The sequence below is a fragment of the candidate division KSB1 bacterium genome (assembly GCA_034521575.1).
Classification (GTDB): domain Bacteria; phylum Zhuqueibacterota; class Zhuqueibacteria; order Residuimicrobiales; family Krinioviventaceae; genus JAXHMJ01.
The window spans coordinates 2,055,709-2,073,321 of the sequence record JAXHMJ010000005.1 but is presented as its reverse complement, the minus strand read 5'-3'; the positions used below and the strand labels follow the sequence as shown (position 1 = coordinate 2,073,321).

Here is a 17,613-nt window from a genome sequence, read left to right as displayed (position 1 = left end):
TTGACAGGCATCCGGCTTTTTGGAGCGGCTATATGCTTTATGGATATGACCGTATGGTTGAACACTCTGAATAATATTTCTGTGGATTTCTATGCACTCTGAAATTCATTACTATCCTCTTACACAGGTTTTGTCGCTAACCTATGTGCTGATTCTCTCCAGGCAAGGGGAAAAGTGGCTGTTTGTCAGACAAAAAGATCGAGGGACCTGGGAAATTCCGGCCGGTCATGTTGAACCGGGAGAAACGGCTGAAGAGGCGGCGCGACGAGAATTGTATGAAGAAACCGGGACGGTGAGTGCGCTGCTCACGCCGGTCACCCGCTACGGTGTTCGCAGCGCCGGCAGAGAATTGTATGGACAATTGTTTTTCGCTGAAATCAAAAAACGTCAACCGCGTCCGGATTCCGAAATTGATGCGGTGATCCTCACCGACCGGCTGCCCTCTTTGCTGACTTTTCCGGATATCCAGTATGAACTCATCCGAACCATACTTGAGCATATGAAGCTTCCATTGCACCTCCTAAACTCAAACACCTCTTGATCAAGGCGGTCAATTTACCTGAGCAGTATCAGTTTTGGGCTCTGATGTGCCTTTTTGGCTGTCAACTGCAGCATATCACTGCCCGAAACTGCTGGCTCGTTTCCTTCATTGTCCCCCTGCGATTTTAATAGTTCCTGGGGTGCCGGATTCGATTGATGATTGTTTTGATTTTTTGTCCCAGCAAATTATAGATAGAAACCACAATAGGCGTGTGGGTTTCAAGTTGATAGGAGATCAAAATGGATTGAAAGTCGACTCACTTTTGGAAAAACATGTTTTGTTTTCCTGTAAAAAAGATTACCAAAGCAGATGCCGCCCGGCGTTCTTCTGAATTAAAGATGCAGTTGCAGTTATATACATCTCAAATGCACGCGGCTGCCGCATCGGAAAAATCGGCGCGTCTGCAGCTGGACAAACTGCAGTTTGAAGCCCCGAATGTGCGCGAGAAACAAACGCTGGAAATTCAGCAGTACGAAATAGAAGCTGAGCAGGCGCGGAAAAAGCTAAAATCCCTGAAAGAAGCAAACCTGAATTATGAAAGCGCAGTCAGGCGCTACAATCGCGATCAACTGGATATTGTTTATCGTGTCACTCAATCTTTCTATCAGCTTTATCGTGCGACTCGTGAATATGAGATTGCCAGGCAGGATCTGAAGCAGCAGACGGAACTGTATGATCTGGCCCGACAGAAATACGACGCCGGATTGATTCCCCAGGTGGAAGCGCTGCAGATGGAAGCTGATTTGGCAGAAAGCCAAAGCAAACAGGTGGCAGCGGCAGCCAGCCGGGAACGCAGCGCCGACCGGTTTAAGCAGCTTATAGGGTTGAAATTAACGGATGATGTGGGCATAGTCACGGATTTTACCATCCAGGAAACCCATGTGGACCAGGAACGCGCCATTCAGCTGGCATTACAAAACAGATCTGAAATCCGTTTGGGTGAAATCAATGTGGAATTATCGAAAATTCAGGTCAAAGAGGTGGATGCCAGGCGCGATTTTCACGCAACCCTGAGCGCGTTCTACGATATTACCGGTGTTTCCAGCCCGACGCTGCCTTTTGAAACCGCACCGCGGGATCTTTTGACCTCCAGTCTGGACGACATGGACCGACGACCGAATAATAAAGGTGTGATGTTCAATGTCTCCGTGCCGATTTGGGACTGGGGCGGAAACAAAGCGGCGGTACAGGCCGCACATGCCCGGCTTTCCAATTCCGATTTGTCACTACAGGAGCAAAAAAAAACAATTAAACGCGAGGTACGCGATGTTGTGGGACGATTAAAAGAAACCCGCAGTCAGCTTGATGTGCTTGAAAAACGACGCGATGTCGCCAATCGCGCATTCGATATCTCGCTAAAACGTTTCGATAACGGCGATATCACCAGTCAGGAGCTGGCACTGGACCGGGACCGCTATCTCAATGCACAACTTGCCTATCTGGATGCCTATATCAGCTATCAACTGGCTCTGGCCGAACTTCAACGCACGACCATGTATGATTTTATAAAGAACAAAAGCCTGGTGAATGGGACGTGAGCTTTTTGAGTCGCATAAAAACGATCATATATCCTTCTTTTTGTCGTGATATTCACCCGTCGTCTAATCGGTTAATTGTTTGCTTCCCGCAGAACACGCCGAATCATTTGATCCAGTTCATGCAAAAAGCGCGAGCGGTCTTGTTTTTTCATCGGTGGCGGTCCGGTTGTGACCTGTCCGGCGCTGCGCAGTTCCGTCATCAGGTTGCGGGCAGCCAGCGCCTCGCCGATATTCTCATCGGTGAATTCCCTGCCGTTTGGCGTCAATACCCGGGCGCTCTGTTTCACACAACGGTCGGCGAGCGGAATGTCCGACGTGATTACAATATCATTCGCCTGAACCTGGTCAGCGATCCAGTCATCCGCGGCGTCCAGACTCTCCGGCACGCGCTCGAGTCGGATCCATGGTTTGTCCGGAATCCGCATGAATGTATTCGAAACCAGCGTAACCTGCAGATGATGTCGTTCAGCAACGCGGTATACCTCGGATTTCACCGGACACGCGTCCGCATCGATATAGATGTGAAGCATAGCAACATGTCTTTCGAGATTTTTATAAAACGTATTTTACGGCTTTGCTCTTTTTCAATTGTGTGAAAATTGACAAGCGCTCCTGTTCACCATCAACATGTACAGTAAAGCTGAGGGACACGTATTTGCCGCCCGAACTCTTGTTCGAAGGTTTAATGCTGTATGTTTTTCCGTCCGCAACGGATTTTGCTGTTGACCGCAGCAGCTGTTCGTCCCGGCCGATGATCCGGTAAGACCAGTTGCAGGGATAATGAATAATCGGTTTGTCATTTAAAATTTTCAAGAGATCATCCTTTTTTAAAAATATACCAACTCGTATGACTGCAACACAACTTGCACCGGATTCATTTCTTCCACATCAGGATTCCAGGCGGTCGGTTACCTTTTATATTGGCAGGGTTCACTAACAGAAATATCCGGTGCTTAATGCAATCAAGAGTTGTCCGCTGTAATAAAATACCAGACTGATGCGGTTGTATCTCCAGGGTTTCCAGAACTTGTTGGCGGCCAGAATCACATCCGACAGATAAAACAGCAGCGCGCCGAACAGGACCAGCAAGGCCTGGGAGGGGGTGAATTCCGGACTGAGAGGCGCAGAAGCGGCCCGGTTGACCATCACCGAAATGATCACAATATAGGCGATCACCGGTATCCGCATGCTGCCCAGATTCGGTCGCATCAACCGGTAAAACCCCGTACCGACGGACAGCAGCAGAACAGCCGTTAAAACATCCCACAGGGAGATAACCCCATTTACAACGAAAATCAACGGTTTTTCGTATTCTTTGGACATCATATGTATTTGGCACAAATTCGCAACGTCAGAGGTACGACTGTTCAACGCTCACGATTTTTTCTTCTTTCTTTTTACGATTTGCTGCTCGACCACAAATAATGTCAAACACTCAAGACAGAGGATCTGTATTTTATTAAAGATCAATAGCAGTTGCTATAAAATTTGTTCGCCATGCATCTCGATCCCGGCCCCTAACATTTCAGAGGCACCCGTCGCGTATGGCCCGGCCCGGAATGGATGCCATAGAACAGGGATTCACCCGGATTGGAGAGGAGGACGAGGGGGCTGCAGCCCCGGGATATACATTGCATGCGCTTTTCTAAAAGAGTATGTACTATAGTATGTACTCTTTTACCCTACCCTAAACCATTAAATATAAGAATCTAACAACTCGTTGGGCAGAAAAAATGTGAGTACAAAATGGAAATATTGAAAAGTTTAGCAACTGAAATTCAAAAAGATGTAAGGATTCTTGATTCAGATGTAATCAATATCACAAATTTCAAAATGCAATTTGAACCGGCTGAACCCAGATATCTGACAGACGAACGACTTTCCAAAACATACTTGAGTAAACCACTGGTAAAAATTGATAATGAAAATTTATTTGGTGAATTGGCGATTTTGAGATTTTTACAAAAAGATGGCTGGAACGGTGTTTGGGTTGATACTTTTCATGGTAGAGACAAAAAACTGTTCTGGAATAATTTACCACCAGAAGGCCAAGCATCATTGATAGAATCATCGATTTACAACATTTTGAAAAAAAGCGATTGGACGAAAGATGTCGATGATCTAATGTATTTTCCATAACTCTGCATGGGAATTTTACAAACATAAACGAATATCATCAATATTGTACAAATTACAGACACAGACCGTTGTTGGGTTCACTGTCATTCTTGAAATTATTATACGAAAACTATCCCGTTCAAACAACCTCTATTTCATGAATGGATTAAATTGGCTTTGCCGGGCTTGCATAAGGATCATCTCTATTGTATATTGTTGATCAAAAAGGATTGAGAGGGCTTGTGGTACGACATATTTTGCTTTTTCTGTTGGTCGCCATAGCCGTCTATCCGGCGACCTATTACGTTTCGCCTGACGGCGATGACAGGCATGACGGCAGTTTGGGCGCCCCCTGGGCCTCTGCGTCTTGGGCGACCCGGCGGATGCAGGGCGGCGATGAACTGGTTTTGCTGCCCGGCACCTATGTGCAGCGTGTCTTTGATGCGGATATCCTGCAGCCGCCGTCCGGTTCTGCGCAACAGGTTACCCGCATCCGCGGCAGCGATTCGGGCGCCGCGGTCCTGGCCGGAGCCGATAACCTCTATGCCTTGATCAATTTGTCCGGCGCCCATTATGTCGAAATCTCCGATCTGGAATTCACGCATGACGGGCAGGAATACGCCCGCGACGGCATCAATGCCACGGCTGAACCCTGTTCGCATATTGTCCTGCGCAATCTACATATTCACCATCTCGATGAATTCGGCTTGAATATCCGGGATGTGACTGATCTGACGGTGGACTCGTGTACTATTCATCACTGCGGATTCGGCGCCGCCGGCGGACCGGAAGCGGGGAGCGGCGGCGGCTGGCAGAATGTCAGATTCACGGATTCACAATTATCCCGGTCCGGCCATTATTATCAGAACGGCGATTCTGAAAATCCTTACGGTCGCCCGGACGGATTCGGCATCGAACCGGGCCCGGGACCGGTAGAGTTTGTGCGCTGCAGGCTGGAACACAATCACGGCGACGGACTGGATAGCAAATCTGATACGACCATCGTACGCAGCTGCATCATTGCCAACAATCGCACGGACGGTCTGAAACTCTGGGGGCGCTACGGCCGCATTGAAAACACGCTGATCTACGGCCGCGGCGACGGCGATGCCACGCCCACACCCTGGTCCGCGGTGGTGATTGACACCGAATTCCCAAACGCGGTGTTTGAGTTTGTGCATTGCAGCATTGACGATTCCCTGGGACAGAATTACTGCATGTGGGCGCAGTACGATCATCCGCAGGTGCCGATCCACGTGAATATGCTCAACACCATTATCAGCAGCCGCGGACGCCGGTCTTCCCTGTTTTTGACCGAAACTGTCAATTTTTCTGTGTCTCACACGCTGTTCTGGATGCCGGAGAACGATATTTTACTGCAGCATGGACAGGACGAATACAGCGCAGAGACGATTCCTGCTCTCGGTGACGGCGTACTGGCCGCGGATCCGCGGTTTGTCCGACCCGCCTGGGGCGGGGACGGCGATTATCGTCTGTCCGCCTCGAGTCCGGCCCTGAATGCCGCTATGCCCACGCATCTTGTCGTTGATCTGGCCGGCAATCCGCGCCATCAGGGAGCGGCTCCGGATCTGGGCGCTTATGAGCGGTCGACGGAAACCGCTGTGCAGACCCGAGCTCCCCTATCAAAGTTCAACGTGAGCTGCGCGCCCAATCCAGCCAATCCGGGTACCCGGATTCATTTTTATCTGTCCAAACCGGGACCGGTCAACATAAGCATTTACGATATGCTCGGACGCCGTATCTCAACGCTGAACAGGGTCTATTCGGCCGGTTCCCATTATGCGGCCTGGGACGGACGCAATGACCAGGGCGCTGTTTGTCCGAGCGGCATTTATTTGATTGTACTCGATACGGAAACGTATCGCCACCGTTTGAAACTGGCATTGGTGCATTGAATGAGTACCCGTTTATCCTCATCTTTTTTTCAACAATCCGCCCCGGAGGTCGCCCGTTCCCTGTTGGGGATGCGGCTGGTGCGCCGCTTTTCTGACGGGTTGGTTGCCGGTCGCATTGTTGAAACCGAGGCCTATAGTGGCCCTGACGACCGCGCCTCGCACGCCTCGCGGAAAAATCCAGGCAACGCCCGTCTTATGTTCGGTCCGCCCGGGATCATTTATGTGTACAAAGTCTATGGGCTGCATGTCTGTCTGAATGTGGTCACCGGTCCGGAAACAACAGCCGGCGCGGTGCTGTTGCGCGCGCTTGAACCGCTTGAAGGTCTGGATATCATGCGCCGTCATCGCGGCGATCACATATCTGACCGCGATCTGGCGCGCGGACCGGGAAACCTGACCCGGGCTTTCGGCATTGATCTGTCTTTTAACGGCGCCTCTATCGACAACAATGAACTCTGGATTCAACCGGAGCAAAACGATCGTCCCATCGAATCCGGCCCGCGGGTGGGAGTGGCCTATGCGGGCGAGTGCGCAGACTGGCCGTGGCGGTTCCGGATCAAGGGATCGCCGTTTGCGTCACGCGCAAGATCATGAAAAAAAAGATTCCGGATGCACACAATCGTATTGGTTTTGTTTCGCGGTCGAGTTCAAGCTTGTCCCCACGCACGAGGAGCAGAGGTCGCAGAGCAAAACAAGAGAAAACCAAATTACTTTCTTTATTGACCTGAATTTTAGTTAATTCCCTTTTAACAGTGATGTCGTTGAATCGCTTCACGCCAACGCTATCCAACATAAAAAGCAAACATATAGAGACAGCTCTTAAAATTCCACCCGGACTCCCACATTGTAGTTGATGCCGCTCAGATAGGTTTTGACAAGCGTGTTTTCAAACCAGCTTGCGCTCAGCACATTGGTGTGATCAAACATGTTCAGCACTTCTTCTTTGAAGGTAAATTTAAATCCCTTCCACGTAAACCGCTGCGTCAGTCCCAGATCAAACCGTTGATACAGAGGCAGCCGTCCCGCGTTTCGGGCAGATGTCAGTATTTCGTCGTCTTTTGAATAATAAATCGTATAGTATGATCCGCTTCCCAGGAGAATGCGCAAATGCATGCGTGATCCCGGAAAGCGCTCCATCTTGTCCTGCAGATTAAAGCTCAGGGTATGCGTTTGTGCGGACGGCCGGTTCACCCAGCCCTCGGAATCGTAGATCAGATCTTCTTTGGCGATCAGATATCCGTAACTGATCCAGTTGATACAGTCCGGGACAAACTCTCCGAACAGCATGGCGTCCAGACCGTAGGCATAGCCTTTGGCGTCGTTTTGACCGGAATACAGGGTGCGCACATCATAGGTGTCATAGGAAATCAGGTCGCTCATTGTTTTATAGTAAACTTCCATCTGCACATAATGCCGGTTGGGAAGTGTCTGCCGCAGGCTCAGTGTGGATTGCCAGGCTTTCTGGGCTTTCAACGCAGGCCGGTCTTGAAGCGGTACGTGTTGGATTTCCCTGTACAACGGCGGCTGTGCATAGCGTCCGATATGAAACGCCGTCTCTGTGTGATCCGTCACCCGGTATCGGCATCCGAGGCGCGGCATGAACACCGTCTCTTTGTTAAACGCATAACGAAACAGTCGCGCGCCCGCATTTATTTTGAAAAGAGCGGACAGATCGCGCTGATACTGCAGAAAACAGGCGGTGCCTGAGGTGTTCCAGAGAATATCCTGCTGAACCGGACCGACCGCATCACCCGGCAGCTGATAATTGCCGGACACCGCTTCATCCGCATCAAGGTCCTGATTCAGCCACTGGCCTTCGACCCCGAATATCAATTGCTGAAGCGGAGTTTGGAATCGGGTTCGCATATGAACGTGAACCTGCCGGTGGGTAAACGCGTTGTCATAGGATTCCCGGCGCCCGTCCAGTGTCAGAGCGGAATCCGGCAGTTCTTCGTCATCAAGGGGTATAATTTGCGTATACAATTGGGTGTCTTCGCGTTCGTTTTGCACAACGATGGAGGATTTCACCAGCGTGGACCAGCTCTTGGTCCAGTCCGCGTTCCACTGAATCCCCAAAACACCCGTATTGTGATCAAAGCGTTCTTGTCCTGATTCATGGATGCTGTATTGCGGAGCCTCGGGGAAACCGGGCACCGCTTTCACACTCGAAGGCTCTGACCGGTAACGGCTGCGCGCCAGTGCGGCGTATCCGCTGAATTTGTGCCGGTCTGACAGGTTCCAGCTGAACAGGCTCTGCCAGTCGTAAAAATCCGGGTTGTACTCTCCCTGCCGGTGCTGTGATTTGTAGATATGGCCATAGTCAATGCGCCTGACAGAGGTGCTGAAATTAAAGGTTTCGGATTCGGGTGAAAACAGAGCGACGCCGGCTTCGACCATGGACACATTGACCTGGCCGCTCCATTGTTGACTGTCGTTTTTCCGGTAAGTGACATCCAGAACCGAGGCAAGACGGTCGCCATAGGTCACGGGATACGCCCCGGTTCTCAGTTTGATGGCGTCCACCAGATAGGGATTGATCAGCGAGGGATTTTCCATCACGCCCTTGCGCACCAGATGCGGCTGCTCGATCTCGACACCGTTGATCACAATGAGATTGTCATCGTAACTGCCGCCCCGCACCTGAAACTTGCCGCTCTGATCATTGACCGACCACACCCCCGGCAGCGTCTTTAACGTTAAAAGCGGATTCCGGCAGGGGATTGGTGGTCGTCCCGCCCGGGCGCCTGATACCTCATACTGGTCGAGCTTGGCAACGTCTCCGTACGCCTGCACACTGACTTGTTTGCCCTCAAGCACCCGTGCTGTCAATGCCACATCCGGTATCACAGCCGGGGAATCCGGATGCGCGACCACCTGCAGACACCTTGTTTCATAGCCGACATGCGCAAAACAGAGCCTGTGAGCCCCGCCGGGAAGCGTGAGTGTAAACCGACCGGTCGAGTCCGAGGCTGCCCCCCGATTGGAGTCCGGTGTATAGATATTGACATCAGAAACGCCAATGAAAAATGTTCTTTACTGTTTATTTTATAAGAGGCTGCCTTCATATACCCGGTCATTCCTCTACCCCAGTAGTTGTATATGATCTCACTTTCATTCTTCCAGTCCATACCGTACACGCAGCTTGTATCGATGTTTGTGGCCTGAAACGAGGTGAGCGCCGTTTTTTTGAAATTACCATTCACATCGCACACCACGATTCGTGTGCTAAAACGGTTTGTAGCTGTATACATGATTTTATCTCCCGAGGGGGAAAATTCAGGAAAATAGCACAACGTATCGGTTCCACTTATCCTCTTTTGTTCTGATCCGTCGGAATTCATTGTCCAGATTTCAACCCGTATCCCGTTTTCAATATTATAATGTTTGCAATAGACAAGCATCGTTTTATCTGGCGACCAGTCCACATAAAACGTACCTCGTGTTTTGAGATTAATCAATTCTTGACAATTATATGTGATTGCAACAGACGAAGCCATATCACCAAGTCTGAAACACATGCAATCGTCTCATTATCAGGTCTACGGTGAGCCTTCTTGTTCGGTTCGGTTACATGGCATGCTACAGTTAAAAGCAGCAGAAAGAGTAATGTGTATATTGTGGTAGCCTTCATGGTGATTACCCATCCTCTTTTTTCATTTCGGTGAATTATCATGTTCATCAAAATAACTATCCGGAGCCGGCGGAGTAACGGCTATTTTCTCACCTCCTGTCACACTTGTTTTCCATATACGCCCATCCCTGCTGTCTGTATTCGTGTAAACCACCCACTTACTATCAGGTGAAAAAGATGGATAGTAACCTTTTGTTGTTAGTAAACGCAGATTTGAACCATCGGAATTCATTATATAAATATTATAGTAATCCAAATAGTTTGCATAGTGCATAAAAACAATTAGCTTACCATCGGGAGAAACTTTGGGGAGTAAACAATTCCACTTCATATTTGTCAAATTTTCTAAACTACTATCGTTAATAAAATATTTATATACTTGCGCTCTATCAGCATAATCACAATAAACAAACATTTTTCCATCGGCCATATAACAAGGTTGCGTACCATATTCAATTAAAAGGTGATCTTTTGTTCCATCTGTATTTATTTTCCAAATACCACGCTTTATAATTATCCGAACCAATTGATTTTGAATATAGAACTGAATTTACCATTTGGACAAAGTGACGGGAAAAAATTTCCTCCTGGAGTATTGGTAATTTGAAAAGAACTGCCCGTTTCATAATTGTACCACCAGATTTGCTTGTAAGCATCGAAAATAAATTCATATTCACTATTACCCCATATTATATTATCAACCACAACTGAACTAAATAATAAATGATTATTCGACCCATCCGGGTTGATTAAATAAACACCAGGAGTTGTAATCTTTCCGCCATGAATATAAGCGATTTTATTTGTAATTGGGGACCAAATTGGGCACACATCCTTCATAAAAGAGGGTGAATCTCTTTCATTATTATTATCGGTTGGCTGGTTACAAGAAAGAAGAAATATAAAAAACAGGAAAAAACAGTTTAATTTCATAATTTCCATAAACTTAATTAATTGAATTGAATTATAATTTTTATAGGTTACTATAAATTAAATGTGATATATTATGAATACAACTCATTTTTTCCGACATTATTTTTTTATGCCTATCAGGACATGCTTTAGAAAGCGGTTAATTCGGCTGTTTATGCATGTCAAAAAACGAGTTTGGCTGTATTACGAGCCCATAATGCTGTAAAATGATTTTTTCAGGAGACCTAAAATAGTAAAGGCCATTAACCATAAACTGACTAGTGGTCTTTGAACTGCCTGCTGGTGAGCCGGTCTGCTCAGAATATTTTTTTGAATATTCTAATTTAGCAGGCAGTTTTTATTTTACATATAAAATTTTTCCACTCTTGCTATAATTTTTTACATTTAACCGATAAAAATATACGCCGGCATTTAAATTCTTTGCTTCAAAAACAATATTTTGATATCCCGCCTCGCGATATTCATCGAATTTAAAAACATTCTGTCCAATAGAATTATAAACTGATAATTTTACATTACCTGCTTCTGGTAAGCCAATTTTAAAATTTGTTGTAGGATTGAAGGGATTTGGAAATGCAGAAAGTGAATATCCAGAGGGTAGTTCGGGTATCTCGAGCGTAATTGGCTCGTCTTTATTCATTGATGAATCTACCTGAACTCCCTTGGTATATACAGTATTACTAAAATCTGATTCACTTCCAAAATCATCTTTGGCCTTTACTTTATACCACCAATTATCACCATAGTATTGTGTAGACATTATTATTTCATCCACCCATGTAGTTGTTGTACCAGAGCAACTAATCGTAGCCACCACATCAAAACTGGAACCATTTTTCATTCTGTATATATTATATTCATCAGTATCTTCACTACCTCGTGTAATTGTTAATTTAGGATGATTAATATGCATATCTGGATCCCATTGTGTGCCAAGAGATATAGATGGTGTTGAAGGCGGAGGATCCCCAAGCACTGTATAGGCAAATTCAACTTCCGAGGGTTCACATGGATACCAGAAAGTTTGATAAGGGTAATAAAGTTCTTTACATTTATAAACATATGTCTGAATCGTTGCACTGGAAGATGTAATTGTCCCCTCTTTTACTCCACACCATGGTATCTGATAATTTGGATTTGATGGAGCAACACCAAGAGTACCGTCAATATTTCCCCATATCAAAATTGTACTTTGATTATAATTATTAAAACTTATGTTCTTCTCAATTCTATATTTTTTTGCAACACAAGTATAAAAATCTGCATAAAGAACAAAGGTTTTCCAGTCGTTATCAACTTGGATAATTGTTCCACCGTTGGTTGTATACCTTTCCATATTATATATTGAAGATAGTCTGCGAATTGCCTCTTTAGCATTAATTTTGCCATAACCAGTAAAATTATCAAAACCAGCTAAATAAATATCATCGGCAGTGTGTTTTAAAATATATTCGACATCTTCCGCTCTGACATCTTCGCGCATACTCATCATCAAGCTTGCAACACCTGAAACTAAAGGAGTAGAAAAAGAAGTACCATACATATAATCAACATCATCATCACCAGTAATAACACATATATCATCGTATTGGGACGACGAATTTGTACCGCCCGGTGCTGTTACATCCACATAAGAATTATGGTTAGAAAAACTTGAATAGTTATTGCTTTTATTAGCCGATGCCACAGAAAAAACAATATCAGAATAGCAGGCAGGTACTCGATCTTGAGACCCGTTATTATTACCCATAGCAGCAACTACGAATGAACCATTAAAATAAAGCATTTCTTATTGCTAACATTGTACTATATGAACCATCATTACCCGCTTCTATTGACCAGCTATTGTTGATTACATTACAATTTTCATTTACACAGGATTGTATTGCGGAGGCAAATTCTTCAGAATTATTTCCATGCGCGGCCGAATAATATTTAGCATTCCAATCTACACCTGCTACCAGATGATCATTGTTTGTATTGGCAATGGCAATGCCTGCTGTTGCTACAGAATGACTATTATCACCCCAACTAACACCATTACTTCCTGAATTACGCCCCTTCAATTCTGTTATACCATTTATTGGATCACCCTCATATGCCGATGAAGTTGATTCTACAAATCCTATTTTAATATTTGATGATCCGGTTGAAAAATCCCAGGCCTCAGGCATAGAAACATCAGCTCTGTTCTGAGGATTGGACACATAGTAATCAAATAATCCCCATTGCCTCCCTGGAGTATCAGTTCCAAAATTATACACACCATTTGAATTATTATCAGTATATTTAAATCTATCATCATTAGGAATGATCGTTTCATCTGTATTTTCATATTGATATACAAATTCAACCATTTTTATATTATCAAGTTTTGATAAAGCATTTTTATATTCTTCAATTTTACTAATATCCGGTTTAAATGATATTGTATAGATTAATGACAGATCTGATATTTGAAAAAATTTGTTATTTAGATTTTCTTTGGTATGATTTTCCATCTTAAAAGATGGTACAGTTCTTTTAATTGTTTGAATGTCCAGTTCATCCAAAGTTTTCTTTAGAGATTCATCACTTATTTTAATAGCGTTTAAAGTAAATTCACTTTTTGCATCTGATAACTTTATAATAGGTTTTTTAAGGTGGATAATCAGTTTTTTTTTCATTTCTTTTTCAGCGCTGAAAGCACTAAATGCTAAGCATAAGATTAAAACAAAGGTTTTCTTCATTTTAAATTCCTTTCATTTCGGTGAATTATCATGTTCATCAAAATAACTATCCGGAGCCGGCGGAGTAACGGCTATTTTCTCACCTCCTGTCACACTTGTTTTCCATATACGCCCATCCCTGCTGTCTGTATTCGTGTAAACCACCCACTTACTATCAGGTGAAAAAGATGGATAGTAACCTTTTGTTGTTAGTAAACGCAGATTTGAACAATCGGAATTCATTATATAAATTTATATTCACTATTACCCCATATTATCGACCACAGCTGAACTAAATAATTTTTTGCATGCTAACGAATGTACCAAAAAAGGAATCTAAACATCCTATGAACCCTGTGTCAGATATGTACTGCCCCGTTGACACAGATGATCCTGCATTGGCATTGTATGTATTTTCCGGATACTATGCAAGAAAAAAATTAATCAATCATCGTTATCATAATTCCGATACCCCGCGCGATCATTATCCTACATTGCCGAAAGGCGGCATTGTCGTCCAAACGACGAAAAACACCACGGTCGAGGCTACGGTAACCGACCGGAAGCGCGGTAAAACCACTTGCCGAATACAGCAGAAGGGTTCAGCGTTTCCGATACCGATAATACGCCGCGCACGCCCCTTCCGATGACACCATGGTGGCGCCCAGGGGATGCTCGGGGGTGCAGGAATCGGCGAAACAGGGACAATCGGTCGGTTTTTTCAGTCCCTGCAGCACCAGACCGGACATGCAGTCGGTTTCTTCCCGGATGGACATGTTTTTCAATTGGAATTTTTTTTCCGCGTCGAACGCGGCATATTGGTCGCGCAGCGCCAGTCCGCTGTCCGGGATCACCCCGATCCCCCGCCAGGTCTGATCGACGCGTTCAAATACATTCAGCAATGCTTGCTGCGCGGGCCGGTTTCCGGCCTCGGTCACCGACCGTTTATACGGATTTTCCACCTCGTAACGACCTTCCCGCAGCTGCCGGATGCACATCAGCATGCCCTGCACCAGATCGACCGGTTCGAATCCGGTGACCACCATCGGGGTTTTAAACGCTTTGGCCAGGGGGGTGTATTCGTGATAGCCCATCACCGTGCACACATGTCCGGCAGCCAGAAAACCGTTTACACGGCAGTCGTCCGAAGAAAGGATCGCCCGGATGGCCGGCGGCACCCGCACCTGCGAGGTCAATACGGAAAAATTGTTCAGCTGTTCCGATTGCGCCCCCAGCACAGCCATGGCATTGGCCGGCGCTGTGGTCTCGAACCCGATGCCGAAAAACACCACCTGCTTGTCCGGATGCTGGCGCGCCAGCTTGAGGGCGTCTGTGGGTGAATAGACAATGCGGACATCGCCGCCCCGGGATTTGACGGACAGCAGGTCTTCCCGGCTGCCGGGCACGCGCACCATATCGCCGAACGAGCACAACATGATATCCGGCTGTTGGGCCAGTTCTATGGCTTTGTCAATTTTGTCAATGGGCGTCACGCAAACCGGACAGCCGGGTCCGTGCAGCAGGGTGATGTCCGGCGGCAGCAGGGTGTCGATCCCGTGGCGCAGGAAGGCGTGCGTTTGTCCCCCGCAGATTTCCATGATGGTCCACGGCTGATCCGTGATATCATGAATGGCCTGAATATAACGTTTGACGACGTCGGCATCACGAAAGGGCTGGTCGCGTTTCATTGGCGTTTCCGCTGCTGTGTGATCGATTCGATCTCGTCCAGAATCCCGTAGATTTCTTTGGCTTCCTGTTCATCAAGCACACCGATGGCAAAACCAACGTGAACATTCACGTAATCACCGGGTTTGGCGTCCGGGACATAACCGAGATGCACCTCCCGGACCACACCGTCAAAACTGACGCGGCCTTTGCGTGTGACCGGATCACTGCCCTCTATACTGAGAATTTTACCGGGTATGGCTAAACACATACGACCTCTTTGGGTTCGAGTTGAAAGGTCAATGCCGCATATTGACCCAGACTGATGCCGCCGTCATTGGGCGGTATCTGCTGATGCGTATAGACCTGAAATCCTTCTTGTTCGAGCCGTGCCTGCACCCGTTCGCTCAGATATCGATTCTGAAAGGTGCCGCCGCTCAACACGAGTTTCGGCTGTTTTATGTTTTGCGCCATAGTGACGATCATCTCTGCCAATGTGTTGTGAAAACCGGCGGCGATCCGGCCCGGCGATACGCCCTGCTGATCGTCGTTGATTATCCTGTGGATCATCGGCTGCCAGTCGAGCACCCAGGTTTGCCGATTTTCATCAAATCGGATGTCAAAATCATAGCCGTCTGTATGTTTGTTTCTCCAGGCCAGGTGTTCCAGTGCCATAGCTGCCTGACTTTCAAAGTGATTAATGTGCTGAATATCAAGGATCGAGGCGACCGCATCAAACAGGCGTCCGGCGCTGCTGGTCCGGGGACTGTTGACACGCCGGTTCAGCATACTCAAGAGGGTTCGGAGTGTTGGTTTCGACACTGCCTGCAGCGGCGGCAGTTGCTGAATGGATTCGGTGTCTGTGCCGTACAATTCATACAACAGTCCGACCGCTGAGCGCCAGGGCTGCTTGACGGCAACATCTCCGCCGGGCAGTGCAAACGTGCGCAAATGCCCCGCACGGGTATACCCGGTTGTGCTGATATCCAGCCATTCGCCACCCCAGACCGTGCCGTCCGGTCCGTAACCGGTGCCGTCCCAGGCCACCCCCAGAACCGGCGGCTCCACATCGTTTTCAGCCATGCAGGAGAGAACATGAGCGACGTGATGCTGAACCGCGATCTTTTTGCCTGAAAACTGCATGCATTCCCGGGTGGAAGCGTAATCCGGATGAGCATCGTGAAGAATATAGTCGGGGGTGATGTCATACAAGCGGCTGAAATCGTCTATCATTTGATGAAACGCCTGCAGCGCGTGCGGGGTGTCCAGATCGCCGATATGCTGACTGGGAAAGACCAGACCGGCGGACCCCACGCAAACCGTATTTTTCAAGTGCCCGCCCACACAAACAGCCGCAGGCAGGGACTGGCGGAGGCGCACCGGCAGCGGCGCATACCCGCGCGCCCGCCGCAGCGCCACCAGTCGGTTGTTGATCACCCGGACGATCGAATCATCCGCGTGACGGGCAATGCGGCGGTTGTGCATCAAAAAGGCATCCGCGATCCGGCTCAGACGCTCCAGCGCGTCGTGGTTATCTGTGCAGATTGTATCGTCGGATAAATTTCCGCTGGTGGCCACCAGGGGTCGACCGAATTTTTCAAGAATGATATGATGCAGCGGCGTATACGGCAGCATCACCCCCAGCCAGGGATTGTTCGCGGCGATATTCTCTGCTATGTTGCCATGGCATTCAGAGGTCTGCTGTTTTTTAGCCAGGAGAACAATGGGCGCTCCCGGAGCGTGCAGCGCGCTTTTCTCCAGCAGGCTGATGTCGCAGACGGTCTCTGCATCCGCAGCGTTCATCATGAGGGCAAAAGGCTTTTCGTCGCGATGTTTTCGCCGGCGCAAACGCTGAACCGCATCGGTATTTCCGGCATCCGCCATCAAATGAAAACCCCCGAGTCCCTTGACCGCGGCAATCCGGCCGTCCCGCAACAGCTCGACACACTGAGCGATCGCCTCGTTTCGGCTTGCTATCGACCGACCGGATGTATCGACCCACTCAACCTGCGGGCCGCAGTCCGGACAGGCATTCGGCTGCGCGTGAAAGCGCCGGTCATCGGGATTCTCATACTCGCTTTGACAGGTCGGGCACATGCGAAACTCACGCATTGTGGTCTGGAGGCGGTCATAGGGAATGTTTTCAATGATGGTAAAGCGCGGACCGCAATGCGTACAGTTGATAAACGGATAAAGATAGCGCCGGTTGTCCGGGTCAAAGAGTTCGTTGAGGCAATCCGGACACGTGGCAATGTCCGGCAGAATCCAGGCGGAACAGTCTCCTTTTGCCGTACTTTTGCGAATATGAAATTCGCTATAGCCCACCGGATCAGAAAACTGATGTTTAATCGAATACAGCTTGGCCGGCTGCGGTTTTTCAAATTCAAGACCGGCCAGAAACGATTCAAGAGCCCGAATGTCACCTTCAGCTTCGATTGTAACACCCTGCGGCGCATTGCACACCCAGCCGGTCAGTCCGAGAGCGCGGGCTGTGCGGTAGACGAACGGACGAAAACCGACGCCCTGAACCGCGCCTTGAATCTGTATTTTGATGCGCTGCACG

Annotated in this window: 17 protein-coding genes; 5 read left to right on the top strand and 12 right to left on the bottom strand. The window is 47.8% G+C overall.

The genetic code is table 11. The annotated features are described in order from the left end of the window. Positions 1–91: 91 nt before the first annotated feature. Positions 92–541 carry an NUDIX domain-containing protein gene (locus U5R06_22285; GenBank protein ID MDZ7725474.1) on the top strand — a complete coding sequence of 150 codons (450 nt, stop codon included), beginning with the start codon at positions 92–94 and terminating at the stop codon, positions 539–541. Between the two features lie 272 nt (positions 542–813). Further along, on the top strand, positions 814–2,079 hold the full coding sequence (locus U5R06_22280; protein MDZ7725473.1) for a TolC family protein: 1,266 nt from the start codon (positions 814–816) through the stop codon (positions 2,077–2,079). Between the two features lie 71 nt (positions 2,080–2,150). Here U5R06_22280 and U5R06_22275 read toward each other — a convergent pair whose 3' ends face one another. The 3 genes from U5R06_22275 to U5R06_22265 all read right to left on the bottom strand — a co-directional run bounded on the left by U5R06_22275 (position 2,151) and on the right by U5R06_22265 (position 3,405). Beyond that, complete coding sequence (locus tag U5R06_22275; protein MDZ7725472.1) at positions 2,151–2,609, bottom strand: YaiI/YqxD family protein; 459 nt, start codon at positions 2,607–2,609, stop codon at positions 2,151–2,153. 22 nt (positions 2,610–2,631) lie between these two features. Then, positions 2,632–2,892 carry a DUF493 domain-containing protein gene (locus U5R06_22270; GenBank protein MDZ7725471.1) on the bottom strand — a complete coding sequence of 87 codons (261 nt, stop codon included), beginning with the start codon at positions 2,890–2,892 and terminating at the stop codon, positions 2,632–2,634. Between the two features lie 120 nt (positions 2,893–3,012). After that, positions 3,013–3,405, bottom strand: coding sequence for a lysoplasmalogenase (locus U5R06_22265; protein ID MDZ7725470.1), 393 nt, complete (start codon positions 3,403–3,405; stop codon positions 3,013–3,015). 420 nt (positions 3,406–3,825) lie between these two features. Here U5R06_22265 and U5R06_22260 point away from each other — a divergent pair, with 420 nt between their 5' ends. From U5R06_22260 to U5R06_22250, 3 genes are all read left to right on the top strand, one after another. After that, positions 3,826–4,218, top strand: a complete 393-nt coding sequence (locus tag U5R06_22260; protein MDZ7725469.1) for a hypothetical protein — start codon at positions 3,826–3,828, stop codon at positions 4,216–4,218. Between the two features lie 185 nt (positions 4,219–4,403). After that, positions 4,404–6,113, top strand: coding sequence for a right-handed parallel beta-helix repeat-containing protein (locus tag U5R06_22255; protein ID MDZ7725468.1), 1,710 nt, complete (start codon positions 4,404–4,406; stop codon positions 6,111–6,113). After that, positions 6,114–6,707 carry a DNA-3-methyladenine glycosylase gene (locus U5R06_22250; protein ID MDZ7725467.1) on the top strand — a complete coding sequence of 198 codons (594 nt, stop codon included), beginning with the start codon at positions 6,114–6,116 and terminating at the stop codon, positions 6,705–6,707. A gap of 225 nt (positions 6,708–6,932) precedes the next feature. Here U5R06_22250 and U5R06_22245 read toward each other — a convergent pair whose 3' ends face one another. The 9 genes from U5R06_22245 to hypF all read right to left on the bottom strand — a co-directional run bounded on the left by U5R06_22245 (position 6,933) and on the right by hypF (position 17,612). Further along, positions 6,933–8,987 (bottom strand): TonB-dependent receptor plug domain-containing protein, encoded by a 2,055-nt coding sequence (locus U5R06_22245; GenBank protein MDZ7725466.1) that lies wholly within the window; start codon positions 8,985–8,987, stop codon positions 6,933–6,935. After that, positions 8,957–9,631, bottom strand: a complete 675-nt coding sequence (locus U5R06_22240; protein ID MDZ7725465.1) for a hypothetical protein — start codon at positions 9,629–9,631, stop codon at positions 8,957–8,959. Before U5R06_22240 ends, U5R06_22245 begins: the two co-directional genes overlap by 31 nt. A 135-nt stretch (positions 9,632–9,766) precedes the next feature. Then, positions 9,767–10,270 (bottom strand): DUF5050 domain-containing protein, encoded by a 504-nt coding sequence (locus tag U5R06_22235; GenBank protein MDZ7725464.1) that lies wholly within the window; start codon positions 10,268–10,270, stop codon positions 9,767–9,769. Continuing rightward, complete coding sequence (locus U5R06_22230; GenBank protein ID MDZ7725463.1) at positions 10,258–10,677, bottom strand: hypothetical protein; 420 nt, start codon at positions 10,675–10,677, stop codon at positions 10,258–10,260. Before U5R06_22230 ends, U5R06_22235 begins: the two co-directional genes overlap by 13 nt. Before the next feature lie 337 nt (positions 10,678–11,014). Continuing rightward, on the bottom strand, positions 11,015–12,463 hold the full coding sequence (locus U5R06_22225) for a S8 family serine peptidase (protein ID MDZ7725462.1): 1,449 nt from the start codon (positions 12,461–12,463) through the stop codon (positions 11,015–11,017). Beyond that, a complete protein-coding gene (locus U5R06_22220) occupies positions 12,450–13,406 on the bottom strand; it encodes a S8 family serine peptidase (GenBank protein MDZ7725461.1) in 957 nt (318 codons plus the stop codon). Before U5R06_22220 ends, U5R06_22225 begins: the two co-directional genes overlap by 14 nt. Positions 13,407–13,987: 581 nt before the next feature. Then, complete coding sequence (gene hypD, locus U5R06_22215) at positions 13,988–15,073, bottom strand: hydrogenase formation protein HypD (GenBank protein MDZ7725460.1); 1,086 nt, start codon at positions 15,071–15,073, stop codon at positions 13,988–13,990. Then, entirely contained in the window at positions 15,070–15,321 is a 252-nt protein-coding gene (locus tag U5R06_22210) for a HypC/HybG/HupF family hydrogenase formation chaperone (GenBank protein MDZ7725459.1), read from the bottom strand. Before U5R06_22210 ends, hypD begins: the two co-directional genes overlap by 4 nt. Next, positions 15,312–17,612, bottom strand: a complete 2,301-nt coding sequence (gene hypF / locus U5R06_22205; protein ID MDZ7725458.1) for a carbamoyltransferase HypF — start codon at positions 17,610–17,612, stop codon at positions 15,312–15,314. The genes U5R06_22210 and hypF overlap by 10 nt, the downstream gene beginning before the upstream one ends. Position 17,613: the final 1 nt, after the last annotated feature.

Coding starts and splice junctions, on each gene's coding strand:
- U5R06_22220 (MDZ7725461.1), bottom strand. CDS start 13,406: ATGAAGAAAACCTTTGTTTTAATCTTATGCTTAGCATTTAGTGCTTTC.
- U5R06_22250 (MDZ7725467.1), top strand. CDS start 6,114: ATGAGTACCCGTTTATCCTCATCTTTTTTTCAACAATCCGCCCCGGAG.
- U5R06_22240 (MDZ7725465.1), bottom strand. CDS start 9,631: ATGTGTTTCAGACTTGGTGATATGGCTTCGTCTGTTGCAATCACATAT.
- U5R06_22230 (MDZ7725463.1), bottom strand. CDS start 10,677: ATGAAATTAAACTGTTTTTTCCTGTTTTTTATATTTCTTCTTTCTTGT.
- U5R06_22285 (MDZ7725474.1), top strand. CDS start 92: ATGCACTCTGAAATTCATTACTATCCTCTTACACAGGTTTTGTCGCTA.
- U5R06_22275 (MDZ7725472.1), bottom strand. CDS start 2,609: ATGCTTCACATCTATATCGATGCGGACGCGTGTCCGGTGAAATCCGAG.
- U5R06_22210 (MDZ7725459.1), bottom strand. CDS start 15,321: ATGTGTTTAGCCATACCCGGTAAAATTCTCAGTATAGAGGGCAGTGAT.
- U5R06_22260 (MDZ7725469.1), top strand. CDS start 3,826: ATGGAAATATTGAAAAGTTTAGCAACTGAAATTCAAAAAGATGTAAGG.
- U5R06_22280 (MDZ7725473.1), top strand. CDS start 814: ATGTTTTGTTTTCCTGTAAAAAAGATTACCAAAGCAGATGCCGCCCGG.
- U5R06_22225 (MDZ7725462.1), bottom strand. CDS start 12,463: ATGCTTTATTTTAATGGTTCATTCGTAGTTGCTGCTATGGGTAATAAT.
- U5R06_22265 (MDZ7725470.1), bottom strand. CDS start 3,405: ATGATGTCCAAAGAATACGAAAAACCGTTGATTTTCGTTGTAAATGGG.
- hypD (MDZ7725460.1), bottom strand. CDS start 15,073: ATGAAACGCGACCAGCCCTTTCGTGATGCCGACGTCGTCAAACGTTAT.